The 19,264-nt window shown below is 47.3% G+C and carries 16 protein-coding genes; 12 read left to right on the top strand and 4 right to left on the bottom strand.

What is annotated here, in order from left to right:
* Positions 1–403: 403 nt before the first annotated feature.
* The 4 genes from glnK to radA all read left to right on the top strand — a co-directional run bounded on the left by glnK (position 404) and on the right by radA (position 5,213).
* A complete protein-coding gene (gene glnK / locus ASC49_RS03375) occupies positions 404–742 on the top strand; it encodes a P-II family nitrogen regulator (protein ID WP_055461807.1) in 339 nt (112 codons plus the stop codon).
* Between the two features lie 39 nt (positions 743–781).
* Entirely contained in the window at positions 782–2,047 is a 1,266-nt protein-coding gene (locus ASC49_RS03370) for an ammonium transporter (protein ID WP_055461806.1), read from the top strand.
* Positions 2,048–2,184: 137 nt separating this feature from the next.
* Positions 2,185–3,714 carry a bifunctional GNAT family N-acetyltransferase/carbon-nitrogen hydrolase family protein gene (locus ASC49_RS03365; protein ID WP_055461805.1) on the top strand — a complete coding sequence of 510 codons (1,530 nt, stop codon included), beginning with the start codon at positions 2,185–2,187 and terminating at the stop codon, positions 3,712–3,714.
* Between the two features lie 113 nt (positions 3,715–3,827).
* Positions 3,828–5,213: a DNA repair protein RadA gene (radA, locus tag ASC49_RS03360; RefSeq protein ID WP_055461804.1), complete on the top strand. Its 1,386-nt coding sequence runs from the start codon at positions 3,828–3,830 to the stop codon at positions 5,211–5,213.
* On the opposite strand, the gene ASC49_RS03355 is transcribed toward radA, so the two are convergent.
* On the bottom strand, positions 5,210–5,503 hold the full coding sequence (locus ASC49_RS03355) for a DUF1289 domain-containing protein (protein WP_055461803.1): 294 nt from the start codon (positions 5,501–5,503) through the stop codon (positions 5,210–5,212). The two genes, radA and ASC49_RS03355, sit on opposite strands and share 4 nt — an antisense overlap.
* Before the next feature lie 18 nt (positions 5,504–5,521).
* Entirely contained in the window at positions 5,522–6,118 is a 597-nt protein-coding gene (locus tag ASC49_RS03350; protein ID WP_055461802.1) for a COG3904 family protein, read from the bottom strand.
* Between the two features lie 473 nt (positions 6,119–6,591).
* Between ASC49_RS03350 and ASC49_RS03345 the strand changes: the two genes are divergently transcribed.
* The 4 genes from ASC49_RS03345 (at position 6,592) to ASC49_RS03330 (ending at position 13,426) form a co-directional block, all read left to right on the top strand.
* The gene (locus tag ASC49_RS03345; RefSeq protein WP_055461801.1) at positions 6,592–7,698 is read left to right on the top strand and encodes an efflux RND transporter periplasmic adaptor subunit; all 1,107 of its coding nucleotides are present in this window, start codon (positions 6,592–6,594) and stop codon (positions 7,696–7,698) included.
* A 1-nt stretch (position 7,699) separates the two neighbouring features.
* Complete coding sequence (locus tag ASC49_RS03340; RefSeq protein ID WP_055461800.1) at positions 7,700–10,777, top strand: efflux RND transporter permease subunit; 3,078 nt, start codon at positions 7,700–7,702, stop codon at positions 10,775–10,777.
* Positions 10,778–10,831: 54 nt separating this feature from the next.
* Positions 10,832–11,803: a LysR family transcriptional regulator gene (locus ASC49_RS03335; RefSeq protein ID WP_055461799.1), complete on the top strand. Its 972-nt coding sequence runs from the start codon at positions 10,832–10,834 to the stop codon at positions 11,801–11,803.
* A gap of 252 nt (positions 11,804–12,055) precedes the next feature.
* Positions 12,056–13,426, top strand: a complete 1,371-nt coding sequence (locus ASC49_RS03330) for a YjiH family protein (RefSeq protein ID WP_055461798.1) — start codon at positions 12,056–12,058, stop codon at positions 13,424–13,426.
* A 61-nt stretch (positions 13,427–13,487) separates the two neighbouring features.
* On the opposite strand, the gene ASC49_RS03325 is transcribed toward ASC49_RS03330, so the two are convergent.
* Positions 13,488–13,721 carry a DUF1653 domain-containing protein gene (locus ASC49_RS03325; protein WP_055461797.1) on the bottom strand — a complete coding sequence of 78 codons (234 nt, stop codon included), beginning with the start codon at positions 13,719–13,721 and terminating at the stop codon, positions 13,488–13,490.
* A gap of 135 nt (positions 13,722–13,856) precedes the next feature.
* Between ASC49_RS03325 and ASC49_RS03320 the strand changes: the two genes are divergently transcribed.
* From ASC49_RS03320 to astB, 4 genes are read left to right on the top strand one after another with little or no spacing between them, the layout of a single operon-like run.
* Complete coding sequence (locus ASC49_RS03320) at positions 13,857–14,870, top strand: arginine N-succinyltransferase (protein ID WP_055461796.1); 1,014 nt, start codon at positions 13,857–13,859, stop codon at positions 14,868–14,870.
* Between the two features lie 55 nt (positions 14,871–14,925).
* Positions 14,926–15,969 (top strand): arginine N-succinyltransferase, encoded by a 1,044-nt coding sequence (astA, locus tag ASC49_RS03315; RefSeq protein ID WP_055461795.1) that lies wholly within the window; start codon positions 14,926–14,928, stop codon positions 15,967–15,969.
* 15 nt (positions 15,970–15,984) lie between these two features.
* The gene (astD, locus tag ASC49_RS03310) at positions 15,985–17,457 is read left to right on the top strand and encodes a succinylglutamate-semialdehyde dehydrogenase (RefSeq protein ID WP_055461794.1); all 1,473 of its coding nucleotides are present in this window, start codon (positions 15,985–15,987) and stop codon (positions 17,455–17,457) included.
* Between the two features lie 14 nt (positions 17,458–17,471).
* Positions 17,472–18,821, top strand: a complete 1,350-nt coding sequence (gene astB / locus ASC49_RS03305) for an N-succinylarginine dihydrolase (protein ID WP_055461793.1) — start codon at positions 17,472–17,474, stop codon at positions 18,819–18,821.
* A gap of 91 nt (positions 18,822–18,912) precedes the next feature.
* Here astB and ASC49_RS03300 read toward each other — a convergent pair whose 3' ends face one another.
* A complete protein-coding gene (locus tag ASC49_RS03300) occupies positions 18,913–19,245 on the bottom strand; it encodes a DUF1904 family protein (protein ID WP_055461792.1) in 333 nt (110 codons plus the stop codon).
* Between the last annotated feature and the right edge of the window lie 19 nt (positions 19,246–19,264).

Here is a 19,264-nt window from a genome sequence, read left to right as displayed (position 1 = left end):
TTACACAATTCCACCTCAACTCTAATAGGAGAAATGCGTCGATAGAGTGCAGCTTCAAAGGAGCATGATCACTAAGAGATCGCTAAAAAATAGATTTCGCCCCCCATTAGGGCAGACAATTACTCTGTAAAACTAGAAAAAACAACCAAATAGTTCTGCATAGAGCGTAAATATCCTATTCCAAACCCTCATTGCACCAACTCAGTGCCAGCGCACCATATTATTAGATCGTTCTTATTGGGAGGCAAATACGCATCCAAGCTCACCATTTCTTTACAAGGCTTACTGGATAAGGCTTTGCACGATTTTATGGCACGGATTTCAAAGCTGGCACACATATTGAATATACCCAATTACCTGCGATACGACATAAGACAGACTTAAATCTAAGGAGACTGTGGGTATGAAGCTTATCACTGCCATCATCAAGCCATTCAAACTGGATGATGTTCGCGAAGCACTTTCTGAAATCGGTGTACAAGGTATCACTGTGACAGAAGTTAAAGGTTTCGGACGTCAGAAAGGTCACACAGAACTGTACCGTGGTGCAGAGTATGTTGTGGACTTTCTTCCAAAAGTAAAAATTGAGCTAGCCATTGCGGACGACATGGTCGACCAAGTTGTGGAAGCCATCTCTAATGCGGCCAACACTGGCAAAATCGGCGACGGTAAGATCTTTATCGTTAACCTTGAGCAAGCGGTTCGTATTCGTACCGGCGAGACTGGGGAAGATGCAGTTTAAGGACTGCTTCAATCTTACAAGCCTTTAGGGGGGCGAAACATGCAAGATCAAATTTTTCACTTACAATATGCCATGGACACCTTTTACTTCTTGGTGTGTGGCGCGCTGGTTATGTGGATGGCGGCAGGCTTTGCCATGTTGGAAGCAGGTCTAGTACGTGCCAAAAACACCACAGAAATCCTAACTAAGAACGTCGCGCTGTTTGCGATCTCTTGTATCATGTACTTGGTATGCGGCTATGCCATCATGTACGGTGGCACTTGGTTCTTATCTGGTATCCAAGACGTAGACGTAGCCTCTACTCTAACTGACTTTGCTGGTCGTGAAGGCGGCTTCGAAGGTGGTTCAATTTACTCTGGCGCTTCTGATTTCTTCTTCCAAGTGGTATTCGTTGCAACAGCAATGTCTATCGTTTCGGGTGCGGTCGCTGAGCGTATGAAACTTTGGTCATTCTTAGCGTTTGCAGTCGTGATGACAGGTGTTATCTACCCACTAGAAGGTTCTTGGACTTGGGGCGGTAACGATGTATTCGGTATGTACAGCCTAGGCGATATGGGCTTCTCTGACTTCGCCGGTTCAGGCATCGTACACATGGCCGGTGCTGCAGCAGCACTTGCTGGTGTGTTGGTACTAGGTGCTCGTAAAGGTAAATACGGTCCTAACGGTGAAATCCGTGCGATTCCTGGTGCTAATCTACCGCTAGCCACACTAGGTACCTTCATCCTTTGGATGGGTTGGTTTGGTTTCAATGGTGGCTCTGTACTAAAACTTGGCGATGTCACTAGCGCTAACTCGGTTGCCATGGTGTTCCTAAACACGAATGCTGCCGCAGCCGGTGGTGCCGTAGCGGCCTTGATGCTAGCTCGAATCCTATTTGGTAAAGCGGATCTAACCATGCTTCTAAACGGTGCCCTAGCAGGTCTAGTAGCCATCACTGCTGAGCCATCTACGCCTTCTGCACTGGGTGCAACGCTAATCGGTGTCGCAGGTGGTCTGATTGTTGTAACGTCTATCCTAGCACTTGATAAACTAAAAATTGACGATCCAGTGGGTGCGATTTCTGTTCACGGTGTCGTGGGTCTTTGGGGACTACTAGCCGTGCCACTAACGAATGACGGTGCATCTTTCTCTGGTCAAATCGCTGGCGCACTAACGATCTTCGTTTGGGTATTCGCTACAAGCTTAGTAGTTTGGTTGGTTATCAAAGCCATCATGGGTGTACGCGTTTCTGAAGAAGAAGAGTACGAAGGTGTTGATATCTCTGAATGTGGTATGGAAGCTTACCCAGAGTTCAGCAAAAAATAATCGCTAACGATTATAGTCTCTCCTTGAAAAACCCTCGCCCTTGCGAGGGTTTTTCATATTTCACCCCACAACATTTGCAAAGTCGCTATCAAAGTACGTTATAGTCTTAATATCGATAGCACCTTTATGGAGACTGTATGTTGGAAGATCTACATTTAAAGATCCGCAACTTAACCTTGGATGACTACCCACAAGTTAAAGAATTAATGGACCGTATCTACCACGATATTGGTGGATCATGGCCCAAACACACAATTCACAACTTGATTAAAGACCTACCTGACGGTCAGATTTGTTTGGTTGACCACGACAAAATCGTTGGTATGGCGCTCGCGGTGAAAGTCAATTATCAGCGCTTCAGTAACCCGCACACATACGATGACTTAGTCGACCAGCGTGAACGCATTCACCACGATGAAGATGGTGATGCTCTATACGGTCTAGACGTCTTGATTGATCCAGATTACCGTGGCTATCGCCTAGGACGTCGTCTCTATGAAGCCCGTAAGGAGTTGTGCCGCCAAGAAAACCTGATCGCCATTCTTGCTGGTGGCCGTATTCCAAACTACTACCAACACGCAGATGAAATGACACCTGCCGAATACTTGGAAGCGGTTGACCGTCGTAAAATCTACGACCCTATCCTAACGTTCCAATTATCAAACGACTTCCAAGTCACGCGCCTTTTGACTAAATACCTACCAGAAGACGAAAAGTCACGCGGCTACGCGACCCTACTTGAATGGAAAAACATCTTTTACGAGCCGGAAAAAGATACGGTACTGGAATACCGTAAAACCCAAGTTCGTATTGGTGCGGTACAATGGCAAATGCGTGAAGTGGACAGCGTTGAAGAATTGCTCAAGCAAGTGGAATACTTTATTGATGCGTTATCGAGCTACAAGAGTGACTTCGCTCTCTTCCCTGAGTTTTTCAATGCCCCGTTAATGGGCTTGGCGCCGGATCAGACCAATCAAACAGAAGCGATTCGTTTCTTGGCTTCATTCACGGATCGCTTTGTCAGCGAAATGTCTCAGCTAGCGGTCAGCTACAACATCAACATCATCACCGGCTCTATGCCATTGATCGAAGACGATGTTATGTACAACTCCAGCTACCTGTGTCGCCGTGACGGAACCATTGAAGAGCAACGTAAGATTCACATCACACCACACGAACGCCGTGACTGGGTCATCGAAGGCGGTGATGAAGTGCGCGTCTGGGATACCGATGCCGGACGTGTTGGTATCCTAATTTGTTATGACGTAGAGTTCCCTGAACTTGGTCGCCATTTGGCTTCACAAGATATGGACATTCTGTTCGTACCATTCTGGACCGATACCAAAAATGGTTACCTACGTGTGCGCCGTTGTGCTCAAGCTCGCGCCATTGAGAACGAATGTTATGTTGTCATTTGTGGTAGTTGTGGCAACTTACCTCAGGTTGAGAACTTGGATGTTCAGTATTCTCAAGCAGCGGTGTTCTCACCTTCTGACTTTGCTTTCCCGCACGATGCGACCATGGCTGAAACGACACCTAACACTGAGATGTTAATGTTCTCGGATTTGGACTTGGATAAACTTAAGCTAGTACGCAGTGAAGGTTCAGTGAATAACCTAAAAGACCGCCGCTTGGATTTATACTCCATCACTTGGAACAGAAAATAAGCCGACTCTTTGATACCATATTGCTATCAGGGACTCCATCTAACAGCCGCTAGCCCTAGCGGCTGTTTTGTTTCTGTCGTTTTTACGTCATTAAAATTAGGAACCAATCAGTCATGGCAAAAGCAAAATCCGCCTTTGTCTGCAACGAATGCGGCGCAGACTACGCAAAATGGCAAGGCCAATGTCAGGCCTGCGGCGCATGGAACAGCTTACAAGAGTTCAAAGTCAGCACGGGCAAAACCTCGGCTCGCGTGGCAGCCACCCAAGAAGCGGGGCGTAAAGGCTATGCTGGGGCCACCACAGGGATTCAAGACCTGTCCGAAGTTGACCTTGGCGATATGCCGCGGTTTAGCTCAGGGGCTAGTGAATTTGACCGAGTCCTCGGCGGCGGTTTAGTCCCCGGAGGCGTCGTACTGATTGGGGGGCATCCTGGGGCGGGGAAAAGTACTCTGTTATTGCAAACCATGTGCTGGCTGGCGCAACAGCAAAGCGCTTTATATGTGACCGGTGAGGAATCTTTGCAACAAGTCGCGATGCGTGCCCATCGCTTAGGCTTGCCAACCAAAAATCTAAAAATGCTGTCTGAAACCAGTGTAGAAGGCATTCTTGCAGTGGTAGAGCAAGTACGTCCAAAAGTTATGGTCATCGACTCTATTCAGGTAATGCATTTAGACGGTATTGAGTCGGCCCCCGGCAGCGTGTCTCAAGTACGTGAAAGCGCGGCAGTGCTGACGCGTTTCGCCAAGCAAACCCAAACCACGGTGCTGCTGGTGGGCCACGTGACTAAAGACGGTACCTTAGCAGGACCAAAGGTCTTAGAACATATGGTCGATTGTTCCGTGCTGCTAGAAGGCTCAGAGGACTCCCGTTTTCGTACCCTAAGGGGCATGAAAAACCGTTTTGGGGCTGTCAACGAACTCGGCGTCTTTGCCATGTTGGAAAACGGCCTGAAAGAAGTAAAGAACCCAAGTTCTATTTTCTTAAACCGCTCCAAACACCCCGCCGCAGGCAGTCTTGTGATGGTGGTTTGGGAAGGCACACGACCTTTACTGGTCGAGCTTCAGGCACTTGTTGATGATTCGGCACTGGGAAATCCACGTCGTGTCACCGTGGGCTTTGACCATAATCGTCTGTCGATGCTATTAGCCGTTTTGCACAAACACGGTGGTTTAATGACCGCCGATCAGGATGTGTACCTGAACGTGGTCGGAGGGGTCAAGGTATTAGAAACGTCTGCCGATTTGGCGGCTATTGCCGCGGTAGTATCAAGCTTCCGTGATCAAGTACTGCCACATGATTTAGTGGTATTAGGGGAAGTGGGTCTGTCTGGCGAGATTCGTCCGGTACCATCTGGTCAAGAGCGCATCAGCGAAGCCGCCAAACACGGCTTTAAACGTGCTGTGGTGCCAAAAGGTAATTGTCCTAAGAAACCTATCGAGGGCATGACGGTGGTGGGCGTTGAACGCTTATCCGAAGCACTTGATGCGATTTTTGGTTAGTGTTCGGAAGACATGGGAGTGGCGAAGAGGTCTTGCACGTCTTCGCCTTCCATACCATAAGGCAGGTTTTTATCACTTAGCTCATCTAAACGATCTTGCTTCGCTTTCAAGATGCGTTGCCAGCGACTACGACACAACTGAATCACTTGACGTTTTTGCCCATCGTTCATTTCATGCCAATGAAAACGCTCTTCTCGGCTACGCAAACAACCTTTGCAGTAACCTTTGCTACTTGACTCACAAATGCCACGACATGGGCTGTCGATGTGAAATAATTCAATCTGCTCCATGTCATGCACCTCTAAGCGTTATGGGTCGGTCACTAAACGATAATCGTAAATCTCTTCTGGGGACAAGAAATAAATGCGTTCCGCAGGAGCAGCATCCAAGGTAAACCAATAAAAACGTTCTGGCACCCCCATTTCAAGATAGAAATTTACATAGCTAGCGTGTACCGGATCGGCCAGGTTGATCTCATCACCCCAATTCTGGGTATCACGCCAAGAATGCACCCCAACGCCAGCCCCTGCGCCTATGGTGCGCTCTACTCCTCCCAAGAATAAGTCTACGCCACCTGACAAAACATAACCCGTCTGGGCAATATGAGTATTAAGCCCTAAATGGCGAATCATTCGGGCGGCTTCCATCGTCGCTAACTGATCACTTGAGCCAGGCACGTCCACTAACACCAAATCCGTCACATTAGGGTGACTACTTAATGCCTGTTTCAGTTGCTGTGGCAAATGGCTGGTCAAAAGACCGGATAAATACGCGATGTCGTCTTCTACAAAAATGGACACGGGCTCTACTTGTGCTGACGACTGGGTAGCTTTTGGAGCAGCACATCCGCTCAACACCAGTAAAGTAAAACACATGCCATAAAAAATACGAACTCGCTGGATCATCACGGTGCTAAACTCCTTATCTTGTCTCGGCTTGGCATCTCAATTGATAACAAGAGTATTCTGCTTGTAAGCTTTTCAGTAGGTCTTTACTGAAATATGGATAAGAGGACTAATTCTAAGCAAAACATGCTCTCTCTAGCCGTCAAGAAACAGATAAAGTTTCCCTTTATTGCGTAAAGATTAGAGGACAAGAGCGCCCCCAATAACCCATACTTCTAGCTTACTTTGCCATAAGTGTCATTGAAATCACGCAAAACCATCATACTCCAGCCGTCAACTTTGTACACAATTAGAGCTAACTGACCAGCTTTTTAGGAAACAAAAAAGCTATAATCTCAACAACTATCACATTCAAACAAGTATAACCCAAAGGACTATCTTACATAGCGTGAGGTAACTGCATAACCTGTCCATATGGATATAAAATCGAGTTATTCTAATCTTTACATTTAACCATCTCTCAAGGAGGGTTCATGGTACGTTCACTTAAGCGCTTTACGCCGCTTGTTGTAGCTTTTGCTGCCACGGCTTTATTAGCTGGCTGTTCTTCAGATGACAATCTAGAAACCAAAAAAACCGTTATCCGTCCCGTCAAACTGTTTAGCATTGATGCTACCGATGTGGTCAGCATTCGCCACTTCCCTGCCGAGCTCAAAGCCAGCGATGAGGCAGACTTGGCTTTTCGTGTTGGTGGACAAGTCACCAAATTAGCAGTCAAAGAGGGTCAACGGGTTAAACAAGGAGAACTCTTAGCCTCACTTGACCCGACCGATTACCAATTGCAAGTAGAGCTTTCCGAAGCCAACTATAAGTTGGCTAAAGCACAGTTTGATCGTATCAAAACTATGCTGGCTAAAAATGCGACCACACAAGCACAATTTGATGAGGCCAAAGCTACCCTTGATCAAACGGAAAATGCCCTTGAAAGCGCCAAAAACCAGCTGGGATACAGTGAGTTAAGAGCACCTTACGATGGTGTTATTGCTTCGTTAAGCATTGATAACTACGAATACGTCGGCGCAACGCAAACCATTCTACATATTCAAAACATTGAACAAATGGATGTGGAATTTCAGATTCCTGAGCGCTTAGTTGCCAACATTCAAAAAGTGGCGTTGCAATATCACCCTCAAGTGTCCATTGATGCAGTGCCATCACAAAGCTTTGAAGCGGTATATAAAGAGCACCGTACTTCACCAGATGTTACCACTAAGTCTTACGACGCAACCATTTCCTTACTCAATACTCAAGAAGCCTCCATCAACTTGCTGCCAGGCATGACGGCAACGGTCGATTTAGATATTAGCCAAATAAGCGGTAAACCGACTCACATTACCGTGCCGATCGAATCCGTGATGCGCCGCCAAACAAGCGAAGGCGATAGCCAGAGCGTGGTCTGGGTATACGATCCGGATTCAGGCAGGGTAAATCCACGTGAAGTGAGCTTAGGTGATATGACTAATAACAGTATCGAAATCACGGCGGGTCTGAATCCTGGAGAACAAATCGTTGCGGCAGGCGTGCATGATCTAACGCCTGATTTACAAGTACGCCCTTGGACACGAGAGCGAGGAATTTAAATTGAACATTGCTGGCTATTTTATAGAACGAAAAGTCTCTAGTTGGCTTGTTACCCTGATTCTATTGATTGGTGGCGCCATAGCGTTCACTAACCTTGGGCAACTGGAAGACCCTGAATTCACCATCAAGGATGCCTTGGTCATTACTCAATATCCTGGCGCGAGCCCTGAGCAAGTTGAGGAAGAAGTCACCTACCCGATAGAACTAGAACTGCAGAACCTGCCCTATTTAGACGAGATCAAATCGACGTCAAAAGAGGGCTACTCCAAGGTGCAAATCACCATCAAGGACACCTATCGCGCCCAAGAGCTAAAACAGATTTGGGATGAGGTACGTAAGAAGATCAGTGATATGCAAGGGAAATTCCCTGCAGGGGTGTCAAAACCAATCGTAGTAGATGACTTTGGTGACGTTTACGGCGTAATGCTGGCTGTGCACGGTAAAGGCTATCCTTACAAAGAGCTAGAAAATTACGTCGATTACGTAAAACGTGAGCTGGTGCTCGTTGACGGTGTTGCCAAAGTGGAAGTAGCAGCCGAGCAAGCAGAACAAGTCACCATCGAGATATCACGCTCTAAACTTGCCACCATGGGTGTCTCGCCAACACAGTTGCAGACTTTATTAGCCAATCAAAATATTGTCTCAAATGCCGGTAAAGTTCAGGTCGGTAGCGATTATATCCGCATCAGTCCAACAGGAGAGTTTAAGGACATTTCTGAACTGGAAAATCTAACGGTTGGCACACCGGGCGATGGTAACTTGATTCGCCTTAGCGATGTGGCGACGGTCAAACGTGAATACCAAGACCCACAAACCCACATGGTAAACTTTAACGGCGCAAGCTCGCTGTTATTAGGTATTTCCTTTAGCAATAACGTCAACGTGGTCGATGTCGGTAAGCATATTGAAACGCGCTTACAAGAGCTGGAATACCAGCAACCGATCGGCATCAGTATGGATACGGTCTACTTCCAGTCAAAAGAAGTGGAAAAATCCGTAACTAACTTCCTATCCAACCTAGCCGCGGCAGTAGGCATTGTCATCTTGGTTCTATTGGTGTTTATGGGGGTACGTTCAGGAATCTTGATCGGTTTGATCTTGCTACTGACCATCCTAGGCACCTTTATTGTCATGGATTACTTCAATATCAACCTACAACGTATTTCTTTGGGCGGTTTGATCATTGCCCTTGGGATGCTGGTCGATAATGCCATTGTGGTGACAGAAGGTATCTTAATTGGTTTGCACAAGGGGCAAAGCAAGTTTGAAGCCGCGTCCAGTGTTGTCAAACAAACCAAATGGCCGCTATTAGGCGCCACGGTTATTGCGGTAACAGCGTTTGCCCCAATTGGCCTCTCACCGGACTCTGTGGGTGAATTCGTAGGCTCCTTGTTCTATGTCTTGCTGATCTCCCTGATGTTAAGCTGGGTAACAGCGATTACCCTAACCCCCTTCTTCTGTGATTTGTTTTTCAAAGAAAACAAAGCAGCGATGGCATCAGGGGAAGAACAAGACCCTTACAAAGGCTTCTTGTTCGTAGGCTATAAGTGGTTACTCGATAAAGCCATGCACTTCCGTTGGTTAACAGTCGTTAGTCTCGTGTTTGCCTTGTTTGTCTCGGGATGGGCGTTCCAATTTGTGAAACAAGCGTTCTTCCCACCTTCGACAACTCCGATGTTCTACCTAGACATCAACTTGCCAGAAGGAACCCATATCAACGCAACCTACGATAAGGTCAAGGAAATAGAAGCCGATCTTCTCGGAGATGACCGTATTGACTTCATTACCAGCACAACAGGACAAGGAGCGTTGCGTTTTATGCTGACCTATGAGGCCACTCAAACGGACAGCAGCTACGCACAGTTCATCGTACGCGCTAAGTCAGGTGATGATATCCCAGCGTTGATGGATAACATTTATCAACGAATGTCTAATAACTACCCAGAAGTAGAGTTCAAGCTCCAGCGTTTGCAATTAGGCCCCTCTACCGGCGCTAAAATTGAGGCACGTTTTAGCGGTCCAGACCCTCAAGTTCTGCGCCAGTTAAGCGCTCAAGCGCAAGAGATCTACCGCGCCGATGGAGGGTTGGAGAACATTAAAGACGATTGGCGTCAGCCAGTGAAAGTTTTGCGTCCAATCTTTAATGATGCCCAAGCGCGCCGCTTAGGCATTAACAAAAGTGACCTCGACGAAGTACTGCTGACGAACTTTACTGGTTCAGAAATCGGAACCTATCGTGATGGTACGGATCTATTGCCGATCATCCAAACCGTACCTGAAAACGAACGCGTCTCGATCGACCAAGTGCGCGACTTGCAGATCTACAGCCCAGCCAGTGGTGCCTACGTATCAGTGTCGAACCTAGTCGATGGCTTTGAAACCGTTTGGGAAGATCCGATCATTGAGCGCCGCGACCGAAAACGTACCATTACGGTAAAGGCAGACCCGTTAATTTTAGGGGATGAAACCGCCATGGCCGTGTTCAGCCGTATCCGTGAAAAAGTGGAAAATATTCCTTTATCACCCGGATATAGCATGGAATGGGGGGGAGAATATGAAAGTAGTACGGATGCGCAAGCAAACATCTTTACGTCGCTTCCAATGGGCTACCTATTCATGTTTATTATTACCATATTATTGTTTAACTCTGTGCGCGTACCATTGGTGATTTGGTTCTGCGTCCCGTTGGCGCTTATCGGTGTCTCTTCTGGATTGCTGATCATGGATTCCGCCTTTAGCTTTATGGCCTTGCTCGGCTTCCTTAGCCTATCTGGCATGATAGTGAAAAACGGTATCGTATTGGCGGACCAAATAAACTATGAACTCGCACAAGGGACGGAAACCTACGAGGCGATCTTTAAATCAGCGGTCAGTCGTGTCCGACCTGTCTGTATGGCAGCGATTACGACGATACTAGGTATGGTACCGCTGCTTTACGATGCATTTTTTGAAGGCATGGCGGTAGTAATTGCGTTTGGCTTAGGTTTTGCGACCGTGCTAACGCTCATTGCGGTACCTGTCTTCTATGTCATCTTGCATCGCGTGAAGTATCGTAAAATGAGCGATTTTAACGAATAACATCGCGCACAAATGCCCCGCTCGACAAAGAGCGGGGCGATATGGATTGGATTTATGCAGATTGATGATTTACTAAAACTCGATATCAAACTTTTGGTGTCATTTGAAATCATACTCGAAGAGTGCAGTGTTTCACGTGCCGCAGAGCGTTTAGGTGTAACACAGCCAGCTCTCAGTAAGTCGTTGCAGCGTTTAAGGGAATTATTTAAAGATCCGCTGTTCACTCGCCAAGCCTATGGTTTAAGCCCAACCTCTCGTGCCTACGAATTGCACGAGCAAATCACGCCAATTCTTGGTTCGATGTCGAACTTGCTTCAGCCGAGCCATTTCGACCAAGGTACCTTAAAACGTCGTTTTAGCATAAAAGCAGACGAAGAATTGTTGCTGTCTTTTATCGAGCCATTGCTGGCGATGCTGCATTATCAAGCGCCTAACATTCGTCTAACCAGCAGCAACTGGAGTGATGGTGGTTACGATGATCTTATTAACGGCGTTGACCTAGGCATCATTAATGCCGAGTCCACCCCGAATAATATTCGCAGTAAAATGGTCGGAGTTATGAATGGTTGCGTTATTCTAAGTGAAGCGCACCCACTTTATTATCAAGACGAAGTGACTTTGAAAGAGCTGCTTAATCATAAGATCGTTGTATTCAATATTCGTAATTTCCAAAGCGCGACCACCAGCGTCACGATTGAGAAATTGGAGCAATTAGGGTACGTCATTGAACCTAAGATTGAGACCGACAGCATCGCTGTAACAGCCGAAGCGGTAAAACGCGGCATGGCATTAATCGGTTCGGCGCAATTAGGGGAACTGTTTAAAAACATCTCCTGCCGCGAGAACTACATGGCTATCAAAGTTCTGCCGCTGCCAGCAGATGCTGTGGAAGCCGACCCTTACAGCGGGCGCCATCCAGTACAAATTTGTTGGCATGAACGCTACGACAAAGATCCAGCCCACCGCTGGTTCCGCGAGCAGGTTGCTTCCTTTATGCAATCCTCACCTTGGATACATGAAGCATAAGGCCTTATTCTTTGGTCGCAAATGGTTTTCAAAGAGCTTCAAAGGAAGCTCTTTTTTATGCTTTATGTTTAACGCTAAGCAGCCAAGCTGTTTTTGATATTTGTTCACATCACTCCCCCAAAAGTTAAGATAATGCGACCTTAAATAGCGATTTCTGTCCCATTCACTTGAAAAAAATTGCCATCCATACCCCGAAAGTTAGTATTGCCCGCACTAAAAATTATTAGAAAGAGAGTATGAAAGGACCACCTCATGTCAGATAAACTAACCCCATCTTTCGATGCCGCGACACCCAGAAGAGCAAATATTTGGCTGTTTATCGTGCCCTCCTTGCTCGGCCTACTTTTATTTATGACCCCAGTACCCTATGGCGACGGCGTCACCATTCCGATTGCGGTACTGGCTGGGGAGTTTAAAAGCTTACTTGGTGACAGAGCCCCTTTGGTGGTGACCATACTGATCTGCTTAGCGGCGGGGTTATCCATCATTACCACGTTTTTTAAGCCCCTGCACAACACCGCCTTACTGCGCACTTTGTTTCTCACCAGCTTGCCTTGGCTAGCATTACGCGTCTTAGGTGCACTCTTTGCGATCATGACACTCAACAACGTGGGACCTGAGATGATTTGGCATGAATACACTGGGGGCTTGGTGCTGCATGAGTTGATGCCAACCCTGCTGGCGGTATTTCTGTTTGCCGGCTTATTGCTACCGTTGTTGCTGGACTTTGGGTTACTGGAGCTAACTGGCAGCTTGATGAGCAAGATCATGCGCCCGTTGTTTAATTTACCAGGACGCTCTTCGATTGACTGTGCTACCTCTTGGCTGGGCGATGGCACCGTGGGCATCATGCTCACCAGCCAACAGTACGAGCAAAACCTTTATACCAAACGGGAAGCGGCAGTGATCGCCACCACCTTTTCCGCCGTTTCTATCAGCTTTGCACTCGTCGTGGTGTCACAAGTAGAACTAGAACATTTGTTTATCCCGTTCTACTTTGCCGTTTCTTTAGCTGGATTTGTCGCTGCCTTGATCGTGCCCCGCTTACCTCCTCTACGTCGCATTGCCAATGAATACTTAAACGGCCAAGCCGCAGAGCAGTGCGATTTAGCCAGTAAGCCGATGAAAGAGCTTTTAGCGATAGGTGTGCAAAGCGCCATTGCACGAGCGGAAAACAGCCGTGGCTTTAAAGCCGTTCTGATTGACGGCGCGAAGAACGCCGCAGAGATGGTCTTCTGCGTATTGCCAGTAGTGATGGCAATTGGCACCTTAGCGTTAGTGGTAGCCGAGAACACTAGCCTATTTAGCATCTTAGGGACACCGTTCGTGCCGCTTCTGGAATTGCTACAAATCCCTGAGGCCGTGAAGGCTTCTGAGACCTTAGTGGTGGGATTTGCCGATATGTTTATTCCATCTATTATGGCCGCTTCCATTGATAATGAAATGACACGTTTTGTCATTGCTGCGGTTTCCATTACCCAGCTGATTTACCTTTCGGAAGTGGGGGCGTTAATCCTTGGCAGCAAAATCCCTATTAACTTATTAGAGATGTTCATTATCTTTATTTTACGTACTCTGATTACCTTACCAGTCATCGCGGGCGTAGCACATTTGATTTTCTAAGCGCCGCGCTGTGCTCGGCTTAAACAAAAGGCCCTTTCACAAACATGAAAGGGCCTTTTTATTATTTCTCAATTTGATCACGCAACCAATCAAAGCGTGGGATGGTTTCACCTTCGATCTCAACGGTCTCTAGAAACATCGATTTGGGTCGAACCCACCAGCCGAAATCGCCATAAAGAGCTTGATAAACCACCAACTCTTCCTCTGTTTCACTGTGGCGAGCGACCCGTTCAACCCAATATTCAGCGCCTTTGTAATGGCGATATACACCAGGTTTGATCTTTGATTTTTTCATAATTTACCTAAATTCGACTTAATATGTCTCGGTTTTTGAAGGCTAGGTCGCATTTACGAAATTACCAACCTACCCCTATAACAACCCTTTAACGATAATACAGTTATTATCAATTCACGAAAAAGGAGCGTCTCGGTGTATTTAGTTCGACCTGCTGATTTTCCCGACTTGCCTGCGTTAGAACGCTTAGCACGAAATGCTGGTATTGGTATCACCAATTTTCCGGCAAACAGAGAACGCTTGAACGATAAAATTGCCACGTCGCGCCAGTCTCTGATGACTGACATTGTTCAACCTAGTCATGAATCTTACCTGTTTGTCATGGTAGAGCAAGCCAGCCAAGAGATAGTGGGCACCTGCTCGATTGATGCCATGGTCGGTGTCGATGCGCCATTTTACAGCTATCGCATTGATGAGGTCGTGCACGCCTCGCCACAATTGCAAATTCACAACCGCATTCCCGCTCTATTTCTATGCCAAGACTACAGCGGCATGTCGCGTTTAAACGCTTTAGTACTGGATAAAGCTCACCAAAGTGATGAAGCTTTTGCGCTGTTGTCGCGGGCACGTCTACTGTTTATCGCACGACATCCAGATCGCTTTACTTCAAAAATCTTCGCCGAAATTCGTGGGGAAAGTGACCATAAAGGCTATTCGCCATTCTGGGAGGCCTTGGGACGCCACTTTTTCAGCATGGATTTCAAAAAAGCCGACTATTTATCCGGTATCAGTAACAGACAGTTTATCGCAGAGCTGATGCCACGTTATCCCATTTATGTCCCAACCCTAACGCAAGAGGCGCAAGAGGTCATTGGCGTGATTCATGAAGATTCAGAGAAAGTCGCCAATATCTTATTAGATGAGGGATTTGTGTTTCGCGACTACATCGACATTTTCGATGCAGGTCCAAGTATCGAAGCTCGTGTTCAAGATCTAAAAACCGTTACTGAGCAACGTACTGGTAAGGCGTTGATCGACACTAATTTAAGTGCTGAAGAGCGTTACCTAGTGGCCGCTGGCCACCTAGAAGATTTCCGCGTGACCTGCACTCCAGCGGATGCGCAAGTTGCCGGTTTGGTCATGCATCCAGGCATCCAAGAGCGATTAAATATTCACTCTGGCAGCCTAGTGCAATGGTCTAAACTTTAATGACACAAGGCGTCGTATCGAGCGCCCTTTACGAAGTATTAAGAGGAACACCGCTATGATGGTCATACGTTCAATTCGCAAAGATGATTTAGAAGAGCTTTATCGTCTGGCGGCTTTAACGGGAGTTGGCTTCACTTCCTTAGTGGCTGATGAAGACATTCTAACGCGTAAAATCGCCTTGTCCGAACGCTCATTTCAAAAAGAAACCATTCCCGCGCCGGGGGACGAATCTTATCTATTCGTGCTGGAAGATACCGAGACAGGGGCCATCGTCGGCACCTCTGGCCTGCTCGCTGCCGTTGGTTTAGATGAGCCTTTTTACAGCTATCATTTGGGCACCATTACCCACTCTTCCCGTGAGCTAGGCATCCACAATATTCATCCAACCTTAATACTAAACAACGATTTCACTGGCCTGAGTGAAGTCTGTACCCTGTTCTTGCAAGAAGATTACCGCCATTCCCGCAATGGCCAATTACTCTCAAAATGCCGTTTTATGTTCCTAGCACAATTCCCTGAGCGCTTTGATGAAAAAATCTTTGCTGAAATGCGCGGAGTGTGTGATGAAAATGGTGTCTCTCCACTTTGGGAAAGTCTGGGGCGACAGTTCTTCTCAATTGATTTTGAGCGTGCTGATGAGTTGACCGCACAAGGCAATAAACAATTCATTGCTGAATTAATGCCGAACAATCCTGTGTACGTCAATTTGCTACCACAAGAAGCACGAGATGTGTTGGGCAAGGTACACACAAAAACCGAGCCAGCACGCCGCTTACTTGAACAAGAAGGCTTTCGCTACGAGAACTATGTCGACATCTTTGATGGCGGGCCAACCTTAGAAGCACGTGTGGAAGACATCCGCGCGGTACGCGACAGCCGTCTAGTATTGGCTACCATTGGTCAGCCAAAGAACTTAGGTGACGGCCTACATTACCTAGTCTCTAACGCCAAACTTGCAGATTTCCGCTGCATCTTGATTCAACGCTCTTCACCTCCTGGCAGTGGTTTAGTGCTGAGCCAAGAAGAAGCCGATGCCTTGTTAGTAAATCACAAAGAGCCGGTTCGCATCGTCGAACTACTTCCTCACACACGCCATTAAGCACAGGAGTTCACAATGAAACAACAGCAGTTTATTAATAACACTTGGCACGATGGCGATGGTGCAAGTTTCCAGTCAATTGATCCGGCTGATGCTAGCCTAGTTTGGCAAGGCCGTAGTGCCAGTGCAGAACAAGTAGGTCATGCGATAGACATGGCCCGTGCTGCCTTTCCCGCATGGGCAAATCGACCTATTGAAGAACGTCTGGCCATCATTGAACGCTTTGCAGAATTGGTTAAAGAAAATACGGAAGCTATCGCCACTCTAATCAGCCGTGAAACCGGTAAACCTATTTGGGAAACCCGTACGGAAGTGGCAGCGATGATTGGTAAAGTGGGGATTTCTAAGCAAGCCTACCACGAACGCACTGGCACCAAGTCGTCTGAAATGCCAGGAGCTAAGGCGGTTCTACGCCACCGCCCACACGGTGTGGTAGCCGTATTTGGCCCCTATAACTTCCCTGTGCATTTACCGAATGGCCACATCGTTCCAGCGCTGATTGCTGGCAACACTATCGTATTTAAGCCAAGTGAGCTGGCTCCAGCCACTTCCGATTTAGTCATTCAGTTATGGCAACAAGCAGGCATTCCTGCGGGCGTATTAAACCTTGTGCAAGGCGAACGTGAGACGGGAATCGCACTAGCAAACCACGATGGCATTGATGGTTTGTTCTTCACCGGTAGCCCAGAAGTAGGCCATGTATTGCATAAACAATTTTCAGGTCACCCTGGTAAAATTCTGGCGCTCGAAATGGGTGGCAATAATCCACTGCTGGTGTCTGAAAAAACTCAAGACGTGCGTGCGGTCGTATATGAAATCCTGCAATCGGCGTTCTTATCTGCTGGCCAACGTTGCACCTGCGCGCGCCGCTTATTGCTGCCTAAAGGCGCCCATGGCGATGCCATTCTGAGTGCCCTGATTGATGCTACTAAAGCCTTAAAAGTTGATCGATATGACGCCCAACCACAGCCATTTATGGGCCCTGTGGTGTCAGCCAAAGCCGCCGAAGGATTATTTCAAAACTATCTAAAATTGGTTCTCTTAGGTGCTCAAACAATCGTGCCAATGGAACGAGGTGAAAGCCATACAGGCTTTGTTTCTCCGGCCATCATTGATGCCACTGACATGTTAGGAAAACTACCTGATCAGGAGTACTTTGGCCCACTGCTCACCGTTATTCGTTATGACGATTTAGAGCAAGCGATGCAGATCGCCAACAACACTCGTTTTGGTTTGTCCGCCGGTATTTTGTCTGATGATCGAGCAGAGTATGAGTGGTTTTTACAACACTCCCGTGCCGGCATTATTAACTGGAACCGTCAAACTACCGGCGCGTCCAGTGCAGCCCCCTTCGGTGGTACTGGTGCCAGTGGCAACCATAGAGCAAGTGCTTACTACGCGGCTGACTACTGTGCTTACCCTGTATCAAGTATTGAAGTGGAACAACTTCAGGTACCAGAAACTTTACCGAACGGCTTAAGCCTGTAACTTGAGGATCCCCCATGCATTCTGCAATCGAAGCAAATTTTGATGGTCTAGTTGGGCCAACCCATAACTACAGTGGTTTATCTTACGGTAACGTTGCCTCCTCTTTAAACTCCGCTAAGCCGTCCAACCCTAAAGCTGCGGCGCTGCAAGGTTTAACAAAGATGAAGGCTCTAGCCGACATGGGGTTTGTGCAAGGGGTTCTAGCCCCCCATGAACGCCCACATATTCCGACGCTGCGAGCGCTCGGCTTTAGTGGTACTGACGCACAAGTGCTGGCAAAAGCAGCACAGCAAGCACCGAAAGTCTTGGCTGCTGTGAGTTCTGCATCTTGTATGTGGACCGCTAACGCCGCCACCGTATCTCCTAGCGCCGATACTCAGGATGGTCGTGTTCATTTTACACCAGCAAACCTAGTGAACAAATTTCATCGCTCTATTGAGCATCAAACAACAGGCCGCATCCTGAAGGCAACGTTCCCAGATAGTGATCATTTTGCACATCACTTAGCACTCCCTAGTGTCGATCATTTTGGCGATGAAGGAGCAGCAAACCATACCCGTTTCTGTGGCGATTACGGTCAAGCTGGGGTTGAGTTGTTTGTTTATGGTATGTCAGCATTTAATACAGCAGAGCCTCGTCCACAACGTTTTCCTGCTCGCCACACATTAGAAGCTTCCCAAGCGGTGGCTCGGATTCATGGTCTGGCACCTGAACGAACCGTTTTTGTACAGCAACATCCTGATGTCATTGATGCCGGCGTGTTCCACAACGATGTGATTGCGGTCGGCAATGGCAACGTGCACTTCTACCATGAGAAAGCCTTCCTCGACACGCAGCAAATGCAAAACGATCTGCGCCAAGCTTGGGGCGAGCAAGACAAAGAACTCTACTTTGTAGAAGTTCCTGATAGCGCCGTATCGGTTCAGGATTGTGTTCAGTCTTATTTGTTTAACAGCCAATTATTGAGCCACGCTAATGGCAATATGACTCTGATCGTGCCGAGCGAAGTTGAGCAGAATGAACCTGTTTGGAGCTATTTACAGGATTTAATTCAGCAATCCACGCCGATTAAAGATGTGCAGGTGTTCGATCTAAAACAAAGCATGAGCAATGGCGGCGGCCCAGCATGCTTACGTCTTCGTGTAGCCATGAATACAGCGGAACTTGCAGCCGTTAATCCTGCTACCCTAATGAATGAGTCACTGTTCGGCACCCTAAATAAGTGGGTAGAAAAACATTACCGTGATCGTATTGTCGAAGCCGATCTGGCCGATCCAAGTTTATTGAACGAATCGCGTCAGGCCTTAGATGAGCTCACTCAAATACTGCAGTTAGGCAGCATCTACGAATTCCAGCAAGCATAATTCATTACATTTTGTTACAAAAAAACCGTATCCTAGTGAACTAGGATACGGTTTTTTTAAGTCATCAGCAGCTCGATTGCGTAAGTAGACGCTAGAAATGCTCACCATTTTCAAAGTAGTCGCCGCCTTTAATATCGCGAAATAACGTGGTGATATCTTGCCCAGCATCAATCAACGGTCGGATCAGATCATCAATTGCTTGCGCTACCTTAGCCTTCACTTCACTACCGCGGTCAAACCAAAGAATCTCGATAAATGGGTAGGCTGGCGACGCCCCTCCTACCACTAAATAAATAGATGATTGATACTCTAGGGTAAAGTGAGAATTAGGGGTATCTGTCAGCTCAGCGAGCGTCTCAATCAAGGTATCAGAAACCGACTCAAGGTCCTCTAAGGGTAAACCGCGTACGCGAATATGTGGCATAAAAATCAACCTCTCGAAA

Source organism: Marinomonas fungiae (assembly GCF_001418205.1).
Lineage (GTDB): Bacteria > Pseudomonadota > Gammaproteobacteria > Pseudomonadales > Marinomonadaceae > Marinomonas > Marinomonas fungiae.
Note: the sequence above shows the minus strand (reverse complement) of the source record. Positions and strands in the feature narration are given on the sequence as shown.